At 52.3% G+C, this 16,411-nt stretch carries 11 protein-coding genes; 5 read left to right on the top strand and 6 right to left on the bottom strand.

Going from position 1 to position 16,411, the window contains the following annotated elements; all coding sequences use genetic code 11:
- Nucleotides 1–109: 109 nt before the first annotated feature.
- Complete coding sequence (gene malQ, locus ACVLVH_RS02975; RefSeq protein ID WP_498948678.1) at nucleotides 110–2,155, bottom strand: 4-alpha-glucanotransferase; 2,046 nt, start codon at nucleotides 2,153–2,155, stop codon at nucleotides 110–112.
- A complete protein-coding gene (gene malP, locus ACVLVH_RS02970) occupies nucleotides 2,152–4,545 on the bottom strand; it encodes a maltodextrin phosphorylase (protein WP_192414497.1) in 2,394 nt (797 codons plus the stop codon). The genes malQ and malP overlap by 4 nt, the downstream gene beginning before the upstream one ends.
- Nucleotides 4,546–4,819: 274 nt before the next feature.
- On the opposite strand from malP, the gene malT reads away from it, so the two are divergent.
- Nucleotides 4,820–7,522, top strand: coding sequence for an HTH-type transcriptional regulator MalT (gene malT / locus ACVLVH_RS02965; protein WP_192414495.1), 2,703 nt, complete (start codon nucleotides 4,820–4,822; stop codon nucleotides 7,520–7,522).
- Nucleotides 7,523–7,542: 20 nt separating this feature from the next.
- Here malT and ACVLVH_RS02960 read toward each other — a convergent pair whose 3' ends face one another.
- Complete coding sequence (locus ACVLVH_RS02960) at nucleotides 7,543–8,376, bottom strand: MBL fold metallo-hydrolase (RefSeq protein WP_225614569.1); 834 nt, start codon at nucleotides 8,374–8,376, stop codon at nucleotides 7,543–7,545.
- Between the two features lie 138 nt (nucleotides 8,377–8,514).
- Here ACVLVH_RS02960 and ACVLVH_RS02955 point away from each other — a divergent pair, with 138 nt between their 5' ends.
- Entirely contained in the window at nucleotides 8,515–9,393 is an 879-nt protein-coding gene (locus ACVLVH_RS02955) for a LysR family transcriptional regulator (protein ID WP_192414491.1), read from the top strand.
- 2 nt (nucleotides 9,394–9,395) lie between these two features.
- Here ACVLVH_RS02955 and ACVLVH_RS02950 read toward each other — a convergent pair whose 3' ends face one another.
- Together ACVLVH_RS02950 and eptB are read right to left on the bottom strand one after the other, a co-directional pair.
- Nucleotides 9,396–9,932 (bottom strand): GNAT family N-acetyltransferase, encoded by a 537-nt coding sequence (locus tag ACVLVH_RS02950; protein ID WP_192414489.1) that lies wholly within the window; start codon nucleotides 9,930–9,932, stop codon nucleotides 9,396–9,398.
- 24 nt (nucleotides 9,933–9,956) lie between these two features.
- Nucleotides 9,957–11,624, bottom strand: coding sequence for a kdo(2)-lipid A phosphoethanolamine 7''-transferase (gene eptB, locus ACVLVH_RS02945; RefSeq protein ID WP_192414487.1), 1,668 nt, complete (start codon nucleotides 11,622–11,624; stop codon nucleotides 9,957–9,959).
- A gap of 564 nt (nucleotides 11,625–12,188) precedes the next feature.
- On the opposite strand from eptB, the gene ACVLVH_RS02940 reads away from it, so the two are divergent.
- Nucleotides 12,189–12,692: a DUF2569 family protein gene (locus ACVLVH_RS02940; RefSeq protein ID WP_462063157.1), complete on the top strand. Its 504-nt coding sequence runs from the start codon at nucleotides 12,189–12,191 to the stop codon at nucleotides 12,690–12,692.
- A gap of 124 nt (nucleotides 12,693–12,816) precedes the next feature.
- Here the strand turns inward: ACVLVH_RS02940 and ACVLVH_RS02935 are convergent, their stop codons facing one another.
- On the bottom strand, nucleotides 12,817–13,737 hold the full coding sequence (locus ACVLVH_RS02935) for a LysR family transcriptional regulator (protein ID WP_498948675.1): 921 nt from the start codon (nucleotides 13,735–13,737) through the stop codon (nucleotides 12,817–12,819).
- A 111-nt stretch (nucleotides 13,738–13,848) separates the two neighbouring features.
- On the opposite strand from ACVLVH_RS02935, the gene ACVLVH_RS02930 reads away from it, so the two are divergent.
- Together ACVLVH_RS02930 and ACVLVH_RS02925 are read left to right on the top strand one after the other, a co-directional pair.
- On the top strand, nucleotides 13,849–14,991 hold the full coding sequence (locus ACVLVH_RS02930) for a M20 family metallopeptidase (protein ID WP_462063155.1): 1,143 nt from the start codon (nucleotides 13,849–13,851) through the stop codon (nucleotides 14,989–14,991).
- Nucleotides 14,978–16,378 (top strand): YfcC family protein, encoded by a 1,401-nt coding sequence (locus tag ACVLVH_RS02925; RefSeq protein WP_192414478.1) that lies wholly within the window; start codon nucleotides 14,978–14,980, stop codon nucleotides 16,376–16,378. The genes ACVLVH_RS02930 and ACVLVH_RS02925 overlap by 14 nt, the downstream gene beginning before the upstream one ends.
- The last annotated feature ends 33 nt before the right edge of the window (nucleotides 16,379–16,411 follow it).

Raw genomic sequence — 16,411 nt, 5'->3', positions numbered from 1 at the left:
TTTATTGCGCAATGCTGTGTCGGAGCACGAAAGTCAAAACAACGCGATGAATCGCGCCGCTACGGATGTGTGCGTTTTTAAGATCGCCTTCCATGGCGACCGCTGTGAATTATTTCACTTTCCGCCGGCGTTGATCGATATCCGCCAACAACGCATTGATCTGCGGGTCAGCAAACATCGCCTCCAGCGAAGCGCTGAGTTTGCGGCGCCAGTTGGGATATTGGCGGGTGGTGCCGGGAATATTCACTGGGGAAGCCATATCCAGCCACTCTTCGGGTTGCAGGCCCAGCAGCGCGCTATTGCTGTCGGCCAGATAACGCTGCATCGCCGCACTTAACGCGCGATCCATCACCTGCGGTTCGGCCTGTTCGGGCAAGCAATTGCTGCGTTGCAGGCTCTTAAACAGCGCGCGGCGCGCGGCTAAGCGTGACTTACTCAGACCGGCAAGAATTTGCTTATCAGGATAAAGCCCCAACTCGCTGCCCAGCCGTAAATCATCGCTTTGCCACCAGCCGCGCAGGGGCGGCATATCGTGGGTGGTGGCGACCGCCATCGCCTGACGTGGCCAGCGGGCGGGGGCGCGAAAGGCCACTTTGGACGTCTGCTCAAAATAGAGCACTTTGTAGGAGTAAACGCCCGCCTGGTAAAGCTTGCCGATGATCTTCTCCGGCACCGTACCCAAATCCTCACCAATCACCATGCAGTGATGACGCTGGCTCTCCAGCGCCAGAATCGCCAGCAGATCGTCGATGGGATAATGCACATACGCGCCTTCGGCCGCGCTTTCGCCCTGCGGGATCCACCACAGTCGCAGCAGCGCCATCACGTGATCGATGCGCAGCGCGCCGCAGTCGTGCATGTTGGCGCGCAGCAGATCAATCCACGGCTGGTAGGCGCGCGCCTGCATAATCTGCGGGTCCATCGGCGGCAATCCCCAGTTCTGTCCCAACGGACCGAGAATATCCGGCGGCGCGCCGACGCTGGCCTGCAAGCAGTAAAGCTCGCGATCGCTCCAGGTTTCCGCGCCGCCCTGCGCCACGCCCACGGCCAAATCGCGGTATAAGCCAATCGGCATCGCCTGCTGCTGGCACACCGCCCAGCAATCAGCAAACTGGCGCGCGGCCAGCCATTGCAGCCACAGATAAAAGCGCACGTCATAGGTGTGTTCGATGCGGAATGCCCGCACCGCTGCGCTCTCGGGCGACTGCAACGCCGCAGGCCAGGTTGTCCAGTCGTAACGCTGAGGGTCTTCGGCGATCTGCGCGGCGTGCAGCGCATCAAACACGCCCTGATGCAGCAGACTTTCACCGCCTTGCTGCATAAAACATTCAAAGGCGACAACCAGGCCATCATCCGCACCGCGCTGCCTGAACTGCTGCCAGGCGAGACGCAGCGCCTGCAGTTTGAGCGCAGTGACCGCTGAATAATCGACCCATTCAGCGTCCCGCGCCGCCCGTAGCGCTTGCTGCGTGCTGTCCGCCTGCCACCAGCGTTGCGCTTCTTCACTCAGCGTAAAATCCTCAACGGCGGCGACATCGATATACAACATGTTGAGCCAGCGCCGCGACGAAGGGCTGTAAGGGCTGGCGCTTTCCGGCGTTGCCGGGAACAGCGCATGCAGCGGGTTCAGCCCAATACAGGCACCGCCGCGCTGCGCGACCTCGACCAGCATCTGCTTTAAGTCGCTAAAGTCACCGATTCCCCAGTTGGACGCCGACCGCAACGTATACAGCTGAATGCAGGCGCCCCACAGCGATTGCCCTTGCTGGATGGCCGGTGGCTCGTAACAGCGCACGGGCGCGACAATAATCCGGCAGTGAAACGCCTGCTGTTGGGCGCTAAAGCTGAGCTGGTGATAACCCAAAGGCAGCGCAGGCAAAACGATCGGCTGGTTGGCGATTGCGCGACCTTGCCAGCGTTCGCCCTGTTCCGCGATCAGCTGCCAATCGCCTGCCATGCCGGGCGCAGACAGCACAATCTCCGCGTGTTCTTGCTGCACGATCAGTACCGGCGGCAGCGGCGAAGCGTGCGGTTGCGCGGGATGCATCGCCGCCAGCAAACGCTGGCGGGTAACGGCAGAAACCGATTGCAGCTGGCCGTGCGCGTCAATGTATTCGCTGGCGATTTCGGCGGTTGGCGTCATGGTGCTGTTCATCGCGCGGCCTGCCAGATGCGTTGCTGATAGTCGCGGATGGCGCGATCGGCGCTGAACATGCCGCAGCGCGCGGTGTTGAGAATCGCGGCGCGCGTCCAACCATGCTGATCGGCCCACAAGGTTTCTGCTTGCGCCTGCGCGTTGAGGTAGTGACGAAAATCGGCTAGCACCAGATAAGGATCGCCGCCTTTGGCGCTCAGGCTGTGCAGCAGCGGCTCGAACGCGGTGACGTCGCCGTCGCTAAAGGTGCCGTCTTCTAACGCTTTCAATACCCGATCCAGCTGCGCATCTTTTTTGCGCCACGCGTCAGGCGAGTAACCTTCTGCTTGCAACGCGCTGACCTGATCAACGGTATGACCAAAGATAAAGATATTGTCGCGCCCAACCTGCTCGGCGATCTCCACATTGGCACCATCCAGCGTGCCGATGGTTAAGGCGCCGTTCAGCGCCAGCTTCATGTTGCCGGTGCCGGATGCCTCTTTACCGGCGGTAGAAATCTGCTCGGAGAGATCCGCCGCTGGAATCAGCCGCTCGGCAACCGTAACGTTGTAATCAGGCACAAACACCACTTTCAGGCGATCGCCAATGCGCGGATCGTTGTTGATGGTGGCCGCCACTTTGTTAATCGCGTAGATGATGTTTTTAGCCAGCACATAACCCGGCGCGGCCTTGGCACCAAACAGCACCACGCGCGGCGTCAGGTTGGCCTGCGGATCGCTCACCAGCGTTTGCCACAGCGCGATAATGTGCAGCAGCGCCAGATGCTGACGCTTGTACTCGTGCAGGCGCTTGATCTGTACATCAAACATCGCCTCTGGATTCACCTGGATGCCGGTGCGTTCTACGATCCATTGCGTCAGCGCAACCTTGTTCTGCTGCTTGATGGCGCGATACTGCGCCTGGAATGCGGCGTGATCGGCGTAGGTTTCTAACGCTTTCAGCTGATCGAGATCAGTGATCCACGGCTGATCGAGGGTTTGGCTGATCAACGTCGCCAGCGCCGGATTGCACTGATTGATCCAGCGGCGCGGCGTGATGCCGTTGGTGACGTTATGGAATTTCTCCGGCCACAGCGCGTGATATTCCGGGAACAGATCTTTCACCACCAGCTGCGAGTGCAGCGCCGCCACACCGTTCACCGCAAAGCCGCTGGTGACGCAGAGATTAGCCATACGCAGCTGGTTATTGTGTACCAGCGCCAGTTTCGCCCAGGTCACTTCGTCGCCCGGCCAGCGCGCTTCAACCTGCTTTTTCAATTGGGCATTAAGTTGGTTAACGATCAGCATATGGCGCGGCAACAGGGCGCGCACCATGCGCACATCCCAGCACTCCAGCGCCTCAGGCATCAAGGTGTGATTGGTATAGGCAAAGGTGCGCTGGGTAATGTGCCACGCCTCGTCCCAGCTCAGCGCGTGTTCATCCAGCATCAGGCGCATCAGCTCGGGGATGGCCAGCGTTGGATGGGTATCGTTGAGCTGAATCACCTCATAATCTGGCAAGCTGGCAATGCTACGACCGGCGCGCTGATGACGGCGCAGAATATCCGCCAGCGAGCAAGCGCACTGGAAATACTGCTGCATCAGGCGCAGCTTTTTGCCGTTGTCGTGATTGTCGTTGGGGTAGAGTACTTTAGTGAGTTTTTCAGCTTCAATGCCCGGCTGCTCGGCGCGCAGAAAATCCCCGTTATTGAAGCGCTGCAAATTAAACGGCTGCGCATGTTTCGCCTGCCACAAGCGCAGCGGCTGAGTGACGCCATTCTGATAACCGACCACCGGCAGATCCCAGGCTTCGCCGAGAATTTGCACCGCCGGCTCCCAGCGCGCAACGCCATTGTGCGTGATGACTTTGCCGCCGAGACGCACCGGCACAGTTAACGCCGCGTTATGGTTAAACCACGGATAGCTGTCGCGCTGCCAGTCATCCGGCATCTCCTGCTGCGCGCCATCAACAAAGTGCTGGCGGAACAGACCGTACTGATAACTGAGTCCGTAGCCGGTGGCGGGTTGTCCCACGGTTGCCATCGAATCGAGAAAACAGGCGGCGAGCCGACCCAAGCCGCCGTTGCCTAGCGCCGGATCGGTCTCACACGCTTCCACGTCGCTCAGCGTGATATTCCACTCGGCCAGCGCCTCGTTCACCTCGTCATACCAGCCAAGGTTGAGCAGATTGTTGCCGGTCAGACGACCAATCAAAAACTCCATCGAAATGTAGTTAACGTGACGCTGCGACGTGGCCGCTGGTGGCGCAGGCATCTCCGCCAGCATGTCGGCCAGTGCGCCACTCAGCGCCTGCCACCATTGGTTTGGCGTCATCTCTTGCGCATCGTGCAGACCAAAACGTTGCCATTGTCGGGTTAGCGCGTGTTTAAAACGGGTGCGATCAAATTTCATAATCAGTCCTGTCAGGGCGGAGGTGAATGTGCTTCATTCTGCGCGTCAGCCATGACGCGCTCCTCCTCCTGCACCAAATTCAGCGGGGAGGATGAGCGGGGAGGAGAGGCTGAGGGAAATCTTAAAGTGTGACAGGAATGTGATAACCGTCGCTTTTGTTAAGACTGCTTAATGGGTTAGCTTGCATTAGGTAAACGAATATCTGAACGTATGTGACTATTAATTACGAAGCGTAAAATAATGATGCGCCACGTTTAGGGAGAAGCGTTTACCGATGTTAATACCCTCCAAACTTAGCCGACCGGTCCGCCTTGAGAACACGGTTGCGCGCGAGCGCCTGATGCAAAAACTCGGCGCGGCGGGCAATTACCGTTTGGTGTTGGTGACCAGTCCGGCGGGATATGGCAAAACCACGCTGATCTCACAATGGGCGGCGGGGAAAGCCAATCTGGGCTGGTATTCACTGGATGAGGGCGACAATCAGCCAGAACGCTTCGTCGATTACCTCATCGCGGCTCTGCAGCAGGCAACGCAGGGCGGCTGCGCCTCCAGCGAAGCGCTGGCGCAGAAACGGCAGTACATCAACTTAAATGCGCTGTTCGCTCAACTGTTCAGTGAGCTGGCGGCGTGGCAGCAACCGATTTGGCTGATCATTGATGATTACCATCACATCACCAATCCCGCGATTCACGACGCGATGCGCTTCTTTTTACGTAACCAGCCGGAAAATGTGACGCTGATTTTGCTGTCGCGCAATCTGCCGCAGCTCGGCATTGCCAACCTGCGCGTGCGCGAACAGCTGATTGAGTTAGGCAGCCAGCAGCTGGCGTTTACCCATCACGAAGCCAAACAGTTTTTTGATTGCCGCCTGACAACGCCGCTGGAATCGGAAGAGAGCGGGCGTCTGTGCGATGACGTGGCGGGTTGGGCGACGGCGCTGCAGCTGATCGCGCTCTCGACGCGTCAGGGCGCGAGCTCCGCTCAGGATTCCGCGCGCCGTCTTTCCGGCATTAACGCCAGCCATCTGGCGGATTATCTGGTTGAGGAGGTGCTGAATAACGTGGATAGCGCCACACGACATTTCTTACTGAAAAGCGCGCTGCTGCGATCGATGAACGATACGCTGATCGCCTGCGTAACCGGCGAAGAACAAGGGCAGATGCGGCTGGAAGAGATTGAGCGTCAGGGCCTGTTTTTGCAGCGCATGGATAACTCGGGCGAGTGGTTTAGCTATCATCCGCTGTTTGGCAGTTTTTTGCGTCAGCGCTGTCAGTGGGAACTGGCGGCGGAACTGCCTGCGCTGCATCGCGCGGCGGCTGAAAGCTGGATGCGGCTGGGTTTCCCTGGCGAAGCAATCCATCATGCGCTGGCGGCTGGTGATGCGTTGATGCTGCGTGACGTGCTGTTGCAATACGCCTGGACGCTGTTTAATCAGAGCGAACTCACGCTACTGGAAGATTCTCTCAAGGCGCTGCCGTGGGAAATTCTGCTGGAAAATCCAAAGTTAGTGCTGTTACAGGCGTGGCTGATGCAAAGCCAGCACCGGTTTTCCGAGGTGAGCAGTTTGCTGATGCGCTTTGAGCACTCCTGCAGCGAACAGATTGATGATGTGCTGCGCGGCGAATTCAACGCGCTGCTGGCGCAGGTTTCGATAAATGACGGTAACGCAGAAGAAGCCGAGCGGCTGGCGTTGCTGGCGCTCGATGCGCTGCCGGAAAGCCGTCAATACAGCTGCATCGTGGCGACGTCGGTATTGGGCGAAGTGATGCACTGCAAAGGCGAGCTGAGCAGTTCGCTGAAGCTGATGCGCCAGACCGAGCAGATGGCGCGCCGCGAGGAAGCTTGGAATTACGCGTTGTGGAGCCTGATTCAGCAGAGTGAGATTCTCTTTGCGCAGGGGTTTTTACAGTCCGCATATGAGATACAGGAGCGGGCATTTGTGCTGGTGAAAGAGCAGCATCTGACGCAGTTCCCGATGCATGAATTCCTGCTGCGAATTCGCGCGCAACTGTTGTGGGCGTGGGGCCGACTCGACGAAGCAGAACAGGCGGCGCGCGAAGGGATAAAAGTGCTGAAAGGCTATCAGCCGCAGCAGCAGATTCAGTGCCTCGGTTTGCTGGTGCAGTGTTCGCTGGCGCGCGGCAATCTCGATAATGCGCGCAGTCACTTGAGTCGGCTGGAGAATCTGCTTAACAACGGATCGCTGCATAGCGACTGGATCGCCAATGCCGATAAGGTGAGGGTGATTTTTTGGCAGATGACCGGCGACAGCCAAAGCGCCAGTAGCTGGATGCGCCAGACGGTGAAACCGGAATTTGCCAACAATCACTTCCTGCAAGGGCAGTGGCGCAATGTCGCGCGTGCGCAGATTCTGCTGGGAAATATGAGCCAGGCCGAAGTGGTGCTGGATGAGCTGAATGACAATGCGCGCGCGCTCAACCTGATGAGCGATATGAATCGCAATCTGCTGCTGTTAAATCAAATTTACTGGCAAACCCAGCGCAAAGCGGAAGCGCAGCAGGCGCTGACCGAAGCATTAAAACTGGCGCGTAGCACCGGTTTCGTCAGCCATTTTGTGATTGAAGGTGAAGCGATGGCGCAGCAGCTGCGTCAGCTGATTCAGCTCAACACGCTGGATGAACTCGATAATCATCGCGCCAGACGCATTCTCAGCGAGATTAATAAATATCATCGCCATAAGTTTGCCCATTTTGACGAGGGCTTTGTTAGCCGCCTGATTAATCATCCCGATGTGCCGGAACTGATTCGCACCAGCCCGCTAACCCAACGCGAATGGCAGGTTTTGGGGCTGATCTATTCAGGATACAGCAACGACCAAATTGCTGGCGAGCTGGATGTCGCTGCTACTACCATCAAAACGCATATCCGCAATCTGTACCAAAAATTGGGCGTAACGCACCGCGCGGAAGCGATGAATCAGGCGCAGTCGATGCTGCGGATGATGGGGTATGTTTAAGGCGGACACCGGCTCGCGGTTCAGACATATTCCAGAAAATAATGTCCCTCTGAAGGGGAGCGGATATAGGCAAACCCAGACACGCCCAAGTGCATACCTGCAATCAATAGGTTTTCTCGTGAAGCGCGCTCAAGAATTGCTCTTCGTGTTTGCTCTGCCTGGTCAGGATCGTAATCAAAGGCGATTGAAACTTGCGGATGGGCAATTTGAATATGCGGATAATGCGTAATATCACCCCAAATCAGTAATTTTTCATCGCGGGAATCTATCAGGTAGCCGCTGTGACCAGGCGTATGTCCCGGTAGGCTGACTGCGGTGATATCTTCAGCAATCGCTGTTTCTTCCGTAAATCGAACAGTTGAATAAGCTTCGAACGTGCGACGAAACAGCGAACCATTCATCAGTGCGCGTTCACTCAGGCTAGTTAATTTTTCATTATCCAGCCAGAAGTTTGCTTCTGCTTTGCTAATGTAGAGTGCTGCATTTCGGTAAGCGGGTCGCCCATTCTCACCCAGCAGACCGCCAATATGATCGGGATGCGCGTGGGTCAACAACACAGTATCAACCTCGTCAGGCATGATGCCGGATAAAAGGAGGTTTCGTCTTAATTCTCCACCGATATGATTGAGGTTTCCCATACCCGAATCGATCAATATTATTCGTCCCGCTCCACGGATGAGATAGCTATTAATTTGGATATCATCCGCTGCTTTTATTCCGGCTTGTTGCTGTATATTTACCGCTGCTTCAGGTTCTATTCCAGATAACAGACTCAGGCTGGCTTTCATCACGCCATCACTAAGCGCAGTGACCTTATAATTGCCGATATTCCTTGTGCTGAATACGTTCGTCAAAATTACCTCGTCAAATGTAGATATTAAAATAGAAGATGACTTTGTTTGCTTAATTAAACGTCGCATTACTTAAGATGTTGCGGCAATATTTATTGTGTGGCTATCATCATTCTCGACTGAGTTGTGACCGGAAAAGTTATGGACATTAAGTTATTGCGCTCTTTTGCTCTCGTCGCCGAACTCGAGCACATCGGTCAGGCAGCTGAGAAATTGCATATTTCAGCATCCCCTTTGAGCCGCCAGATTCAGCAACTGGAAGATGAGTTAGGTGTGGCACTTTTTCATCGGGAAAAGAAACGTCTCTATCTCAGCGCCGAGGGCAAGCAATTCCTGACAGAAGTGAAGGCATTGCTTTTGCACCATGATCGTCTGAATGGACTGGGTAAAAGTTTGAAGAATGGTCAGTCGGGCAGGCTTGATATTGGCTATGTCGAAGCGGCCATTCACTCACTTCTACTTCCTGAAAGCCTTGCCCGGTTAAATTGCTCGTCAAAAGTTGATATACAGCTCCATGCCTTACGCTCACAGGCACAAATCGATGCGCTAGCGAATCATGCGCTGGATCTGGCACTGGTTTATAACGAGCCGGAAGAGGATGACGGTTTTGCCTTTCAAAGCGTGTTAGTTGAGCCGGTGGTGCTGGCTATGCCAATAGAACAGGCAATTAGGGATCCCAAACCTGAGCAGTTACACATGATGCGCTGGATCGCCGATAAGCAAAGTCTAAATACGGCAGTGTCCAACCGCTTGCTTGAGGTGTGTGAAGGGAGTGGGTTCACGCCTGATATTCGGCTTGAGGTTAGCGGACCACTGGCGGCGCTCTCCTGTGTTGAAGCAGGGCTGGGATTTACCTTTATTCAGCGAAGTCTTGCGCGGCTTGCTTCGTCGTCTGTCATTGTTGTTGAAGTACCCTGGCTGGCGCTGTATGTGAATCTCTATGCGGTATGGCGGAGAAATGAGGCCAAACCGCTGGTCAGCCGCTTACTGACGGCATTGAGGGAACACGTTCCCTCTTGATGTTAATGTGATAGCCACTCTTCGCGGGTCAATTCCCACAATTCATAATCGAGAACACCCGCGACATACTCTTTTTTGCCGGTTTCTATCAGACGCATGCCGGATTTACGTGAGATCTTCACTGAGCCTGTATTCACCGCCGCTTTTGGCACACGTAATACGTCGCGGCCCAGCGTTTTAAACCAGAAATCATTCACGGCGTTGCAGGCTTCACTCATATAGCCACGTTGCTGCCACTCAGGTACCAGCCAAAATCCGCGGTTATCATTTTCTGCATCGCGCAGTTCGATCAGACCGATCAATTCCTCAGGCTTCTCCTGACGTCTGATACTCCAGCACCAACCTCGACCTTCCTTAACGGCGGGCAACACCACGTTATCAACGTAATTCTGTGCGGCACCTTCAGGATAAGGCCAGGGCACGGCAGCATTGAGATAACGCACGGTCTCCCAGCGCGGAAAGGCGATTTGCATCGCCTGCCCATCACCGCTTTCCAGGGGCTTCAGGATTAATCGTTGCGTTTTGATTTCTGGCGTCATAGTTCCTCCCTAAGAAACGTCAAATTACTTCTGAATAGTAGAATGATCGCACCAGTTTCGCATTGAATTAATTCCGCCATCCGGTGAGGTAAAGCCAGCGCAGCCTAATATCGAGTCGAATAACTTCTCATGGAATACCGGCGTTTTGTCGTTCTGCAATTGCTGCAGTTTGGCAAATGACGCTTTGTTATTACTGTCACTTAAAAATTTATCGGATGCCCAAACCATAATTGGCACCGTGCGCTGCGCCATCGGCGCATGATCGCGTGGCGTGCCGTGGAAATGCAGATTGTCGGAAATCGATTCTCCGTGATCGGAGGCATAAAACACGATGGCATTTTTATCTTTCAGGCTATCGAAAGTCTGCTTAAGAAAATAATCGGTATACAAAAGACTATTATCGTAAGAGTTGATCATCTCCTGCGTGCTGCAGGCATCATCAATACCCTGACACTCCGGTGTGTAACGCGCGAATGCCCGTGGATAGCGTTCGGTATACATATAATGTGAACCTTTGGTGTGAAGAATTACAATATGTTTACCCTGCGGATGGCGCTGAATGGAGTCCTGCAGTTCATTAATTAACGCCATATCATCCACCGGCTTACCGACATTACGCTTCTCCGCCTGAATAGATTCGCGCATTGAATAACTGTCGGCCATGACTTTGTTATAGAACCAGGCTTCGCTCTGCATGGAATAGAGATCTTCCGAGAAACCTTGCTTCTTCATCACAGTAAAGACATTCATCTCTTTCAGGGTGCGCTGCGGAGCTTCTGAGGCGCCGCCTTCTCTGACAAACATACAGCGCAGCGAGAGCTTGGTTGAGGTATCACAGGAATAACCCTGCAAGTGAACGAGGTTTTTTTCGTGATCGAGATAAGGTGTGTTGTCGCGATCGTAACCGTATAAACCCATATGATCGCGGCGGGCACTTTCACCAATCACAAATACGATATACAAGTTATCCGCATTTTTCGGTGGGACGTATTTAAAGTGTTCAGCGGGATCGTATAGATTACGGTTGTCTTCAGCCTGACTGAATGAACTGTATGCCAGCAAGCCAACGCCTGATAACCAGTTAGACGGTGAATAAGTGCCGGCAACAATGCCACCGTAGCTGGCCATCATGCGGTTATTTTTCTTGTCCTGTTCATCCTGCACCTTGCCCATCAAATTCAATGGTAACCAGCAACCCAATGCGGCAATCACAATGGCGATAGTTTTATAAGACCAATAACGCTTTTTGCTGATATTTGAAACGGGTTTACTGCGCATTCCGCGCCAGATTAGCCACAGTGGAATGACGTTGATAATTACCATCCACAGCACAAAGTGCCAACCCACCGATTCCTTAGAAAGATCCAGTGAATCGGTGGCTAAAACGGCGGCGATGATTCCATAACCAATATCAATATTAAAGAAAATCATGTAATAACTGGCCGCGCTGGAGAAAATCACCAGCATGGTCATCAATACACGCGACAGATATTTTCCGGTTAATGAGGTTAACAACGTTAACAGCATCACCAAACAAAACGCAGCGATGACCTCAGTCACTAATGAAAGGGTATTATCAAACTGCAGTTGCGTATAGCGGCGGATAAAAATCGGAATGTTAAGCAGTACGCCAATATAGAGCGAAATAAACGCCGGTAGATAAAACTGTTTAACCCAACCCTTTATAAACATGTGTTCCCCGTTCTTATAATAGACAACTCAATCACTTGCCTGAAAATTGACAACCTTTAGTGAGAGGGTGGATTTGGGTAACAGTTCAATCGTTGCTGGGCATAAAGTATGTTATAATGTAACAATCTTGCTGAAGTGTTCATATCTCTCCCAGAAAGCTGCTAATCAGTACAGCTAAAATCGTGATTCTTAATAACCATTTTTCTAATCACTAAACGTGTCAACCATGACCCTTTGAACAACTGATGCCGAGTCAACGATTATAATTACCGGATATTTGTGTTAGGGAGGTTTTTTCTGGTTTCTAAAAATAAATAATCAGGAAGATGGTATTTTATAAGTGTTTTAAGAAAATCCTGATATTAATTATGGTATTATGTGTATATGTCATAACTTAAAAATGACAACCGATTGTGCCTGGTGTTTTTATAAATACGCTAAAAAAGATACTTGTTGCAAAATGCAAGGTGGCAACAAAGTCTAATGAATTAGCTATAAAGATCAAGTCGATTAAAAATATTCATCAAATTTCACTGTCATTTAATAATATTTAAAGGTTTAATCATGGAATGGGGTTGCATTAAGTGTGGAGAAGAAATACCGCAGGACAGGGAGTTTTGCACAGGATGTGAAGAAATACAATTTAGAAAAATTGGCGGCCTCCTTTACATACCTTTTGTAGGATTGATAATTTCAGCTATCTCGTACCTGTTGAATATAAATGAGTCTTTTAAGGCAATTATAGAGAATTATCGATCTATAGATATAAATGCTAAGGTGTTTTTTATTTCTTCTCTTACAATTTATGTAGTGATGTTTTTATTTGCGGCGTTCACACTATCACAATTCTTAAAAAGAAAGAAGTTGCTCCCTAATTTATATATTTCATTTTTGATCGCCATAATTATAACATTGTCGATTAATACCTACACGCTCTATGTGCTAATTCCTGGCGTCAAAATTGGGTATGATGAATTGGTTCCTATCTTCCGCAGTTTAATATCAGCATTGATATGGATCCCGTACTTCACCGTGTCTGTTCGGGTAAAGAGGACCTTCATAAAGTAGTAAATCGCCACGGGTTTAACAGACACCTCAGAGTCATTTAAGATGGCTCTGAGGTGTTTATGAGCGGTAAGCGTTATCCTTAAGAGTTCAAAATTGATTAGATTTGTAATCAAATAAGCAGCGATTAAACCGCTCCCGCCGTACCTTCAAAAAACGTCACCAGCATTTGCCATAAATGCTGCGCGGCGGGCGTGAAGCGGTGATCGGCGCTGCGTAATAAGTGGCATTGGCTTTCACGGGCGATGCGATGGTGAATCGGCACGGCGACTAAGTTCTTAGCGATGAGGTCGTCTTTAACCACTTTGGCGGTCATAAACGCGATGCCCATGCCGGCCTGGCTTAAGGCGATGGCGCTGGAAAACAGATTACAGCTATAAGCCGGGCTGAATATAAATCCTTCCTGACTGAACATGGCATTCATATAACTTTGAATGCCAAAATTTTTGTCCATGCCAATTAATGAATAATTGACCAGTTCGGCCACCTCGATTTGCGAATAATCCGCGATGGGGTGTTGGCTGTGCACCACCGCACAGATTGGTCCGCGGTGAAAACTCAAACACTTCAGGCCGGGCGGGCCAATCGGGCCAAAACCCACCGCCATATCAACGTCGCCTTTGGCAATCAGCGAAACGGTGGTTTGCATATCGCCCGACAGGATATCGATAAACACGTCGGGATACGTTTGCGAAAACGGCTGTAACACATGCCTGACAACTTCATCCACCATGCCCTGCCCGACGCGTAATTTGATTGAGCCGCCGCGCTTATGGCGCAGATCTTTTAACTGACGATCCAACTGGCTGCGCCGTTGATGAGTGTGCGCGTAATCTTCAGCTAATAACTTTCCAGCTTCGGTCAGCACCACATTACGGCCACGTCGCTCTAACAGCGGCAATTGCATCTCCCGCGCCAGTTGCGATAACTGACGGCTGATGGCGGCGGGATCAACATCCAGGGCTTCCGCCGCCCGACGAATACCGCCGTAATTGCCCACTTCATACAGATACCTTATGGATTTTTCTGGATAGAGCAGCATCGCCATAGGTTTTTCTTATCCGTTGATCTGAGGTCAACAATAATAGCCTTTTATCTCCATTTTTTAAGCGCATTTTTATCTCCATACTCGAAGATTCACTATGCGAGGGCAGTACAAATGAAAACTATAAAAAATTACCTGCAACAACATGCCGATGAAATTCTTCTGGATATCAAGGAATTGGTCGCGGCGGAATCTCCATCAATGAACAAGGCCGCCGTGGATCGTTGTGGCGAAGTCTTACAAGCGCTGTTTGCCAAACGTTTGGGCGTGGTAGCAGAGATTGATGAGCAACCGCATTACGGCAATCACCTGAAATTCACGCTGGGAAGCGGTGACGAGCAAACCGTGTTACTCGGGCATTTCGATACCGTTTGGGATGAAGGCGAGTTGGTAATGCGTGAAGAAGACGGCAAGCTTTACGGACCTGGCGTGTTGGATATGAAGGCCGGTCTGGTGCAAGCCATCTGGGCTGTGCGCGCGTTGCAACAACACGATTTACTGGCGGGTAAACGCATCGTGTTTCTCTGCGGCAGCGATGAAGAAGTGGGCAGCCCAAGCTCCAGCGCCTGGTTATCGCAGCACGCCCTGGGATCGGTGCAAGTGCTGGTGGTTGAGCCTGCGGTGGCGGGAACGGGCGCACTGAAAACAGCGCGCAAAGGTACCGGACAATATGAAATCACCCTCAACGGATTAGCGGCGCACGCCGGGAACAATCCCGAAGAGGGCATCAGCGCGGTACAAGAAATGGCGCATCAGATCATGTTCTTGCACAGCTTAAACGCGCCGGAGCGCGGCACCACCGTCAATGTGGGAATCGCGCGTGGCGGCAACCGCATCAATGTGGTGGCGGATAAAGCTGTGTTAGGCATTGATACGCGCGTTACCAGCGAAGCAGAAGCCGAGCGCATCCACGCCGAAATCAGCCAGATCACGCCACATTTAGCCGGCATCACGCTGGATATTAGCGGCGCACAATCACGTCCGCCAATGCGTCAAACACCGGAATCGTTGCTGCTGATGGAACGTGCGCAGCAGGTTGCCTTACAGCTTGGTTTCGAGGTGGAAGGCAAAGCGGTTGGCGGCGGCAGCGACGGCAATTTCACTGCTGCGTTGGGCATTCCAACCTTGGATGGTTTGGGCGCAACCGGCGCAGGTATTCATGCACGTCATGAACATATCATTATTGCCGATATTGCTCCGCGCGCGGCGTTGGTGGCGGGATTGATCCTCGGAGGTGATGCGCATGTCTCAGGTTAATGTTGAGAAAAATACACTGCGGCAACCGCCAGCAGCGAAAACCGAGCAAAGTCCTTATCTGCTGCTGTTTATTATTTTGGTGCTGGCGGCGGTGGCAACCTGGATTATTCCGGCGGGCAAGTTTGACCATGAAACCCGCAATGGCATCACTTTTGCCATCAAGGGAAGTTTGCATGAAGTCGCGCGTTCGGGCGTTTATCCCGGCGAAATCTTCATGGCGATTGTGCAAGGGGTGATCAAAGCCGCGCCGATCATTTTCCTGATTCTGTTTACCGGCGGGTTATTAGCCGTTATCGAATCGACCGGTGCTATTGCCACGGCGCTTAATTCACTGTCGCGCAGTACCAAAATAAGCGATACGCGCATTATCATCATTTTTGGTGTGATATTCGCCATTCTCGGCACCACCGGCGTGGTGCAAAACTCGGTAGTGGCGTTTGTGCCGATTGGTTTATTAGTGGCGCGATCGTTGGGTTTATCGCCAATGATTGGTATGGCGCTGGTGTATTTAACCTGTGCGGCGGGTTTTAACGTTGCGGTATTAGGTCCAGCTACCACCGGATTAACCCAACATCTGGCGCAGTTACCGCTGTTTTCCGGCATGTTGTTGCGCGGCATCACCTGTTTATTGTTCGTGTTAACGGTGATGACCTATTTGATTATCTCGGTGAAACGCGCGCGAAATAATGGTGAAGTGCGAATAGAACAAACTGCGCAGAATGACGAATCATTGGCGATTACTGGTCGGCATAAACTGATTTTGATCACCTGCGCCGCAACGCTGATTGTATTTATGATTGGCACGGTGCAATTACATTGGGCCACCAATGAAATGTCGGCGATGTTTATTATTCTGTCGATTATGGTCGGCATGATGGGTCGCATGTCGGGTTCTGCCATTGCCAACACCTTCCTTACGGGTTGCTCGCAATTGGTAAAAGGCGGCTTCATTGTGGGTATGGCTGGCGCGATTTCCGTGGTGTTGCAACAGGGCAATATTCTTGATCCGATTGTTGGCTTCCTGTCTGATTTACTGGCACCGGTTCATCCCGCCATTGCGGCGGTGGGCATGTTCATTAGCGCGGCGTTGATGCATTTCGGTATTTCATCCGGTTCCGGTGAATCCGCTTTGCTGATCCCGATCTTCTCGCCGCTCGGCGATAACCTCGGTTTAACCCGTCAGGTGACGGTGCAAACGGTGTTGCTGGGTGAAGGTATCGTCAACTCCATCAGCCCAACTTCTGGCGTGTTAATGGCAGCCTTGGCCACCGCCAATATCTCTTTCAGCAAATGGATTAAATTCGTTGCGCCGGTAGTGGCGATTTGGCTTGCCATTTGTGTTGTCACCTTATTAATTGGTGTGGCGATCAACTGGGGACCATTCTAATAAATCGTAAGAAGCCACTTAATGGTGGCTTCT

The organism is Kluyvera sp. 1366 (assembly GCF_054823405.1).
This window is presented reverse-complemented; position numbering and strand designations above follow the sequence as displayed.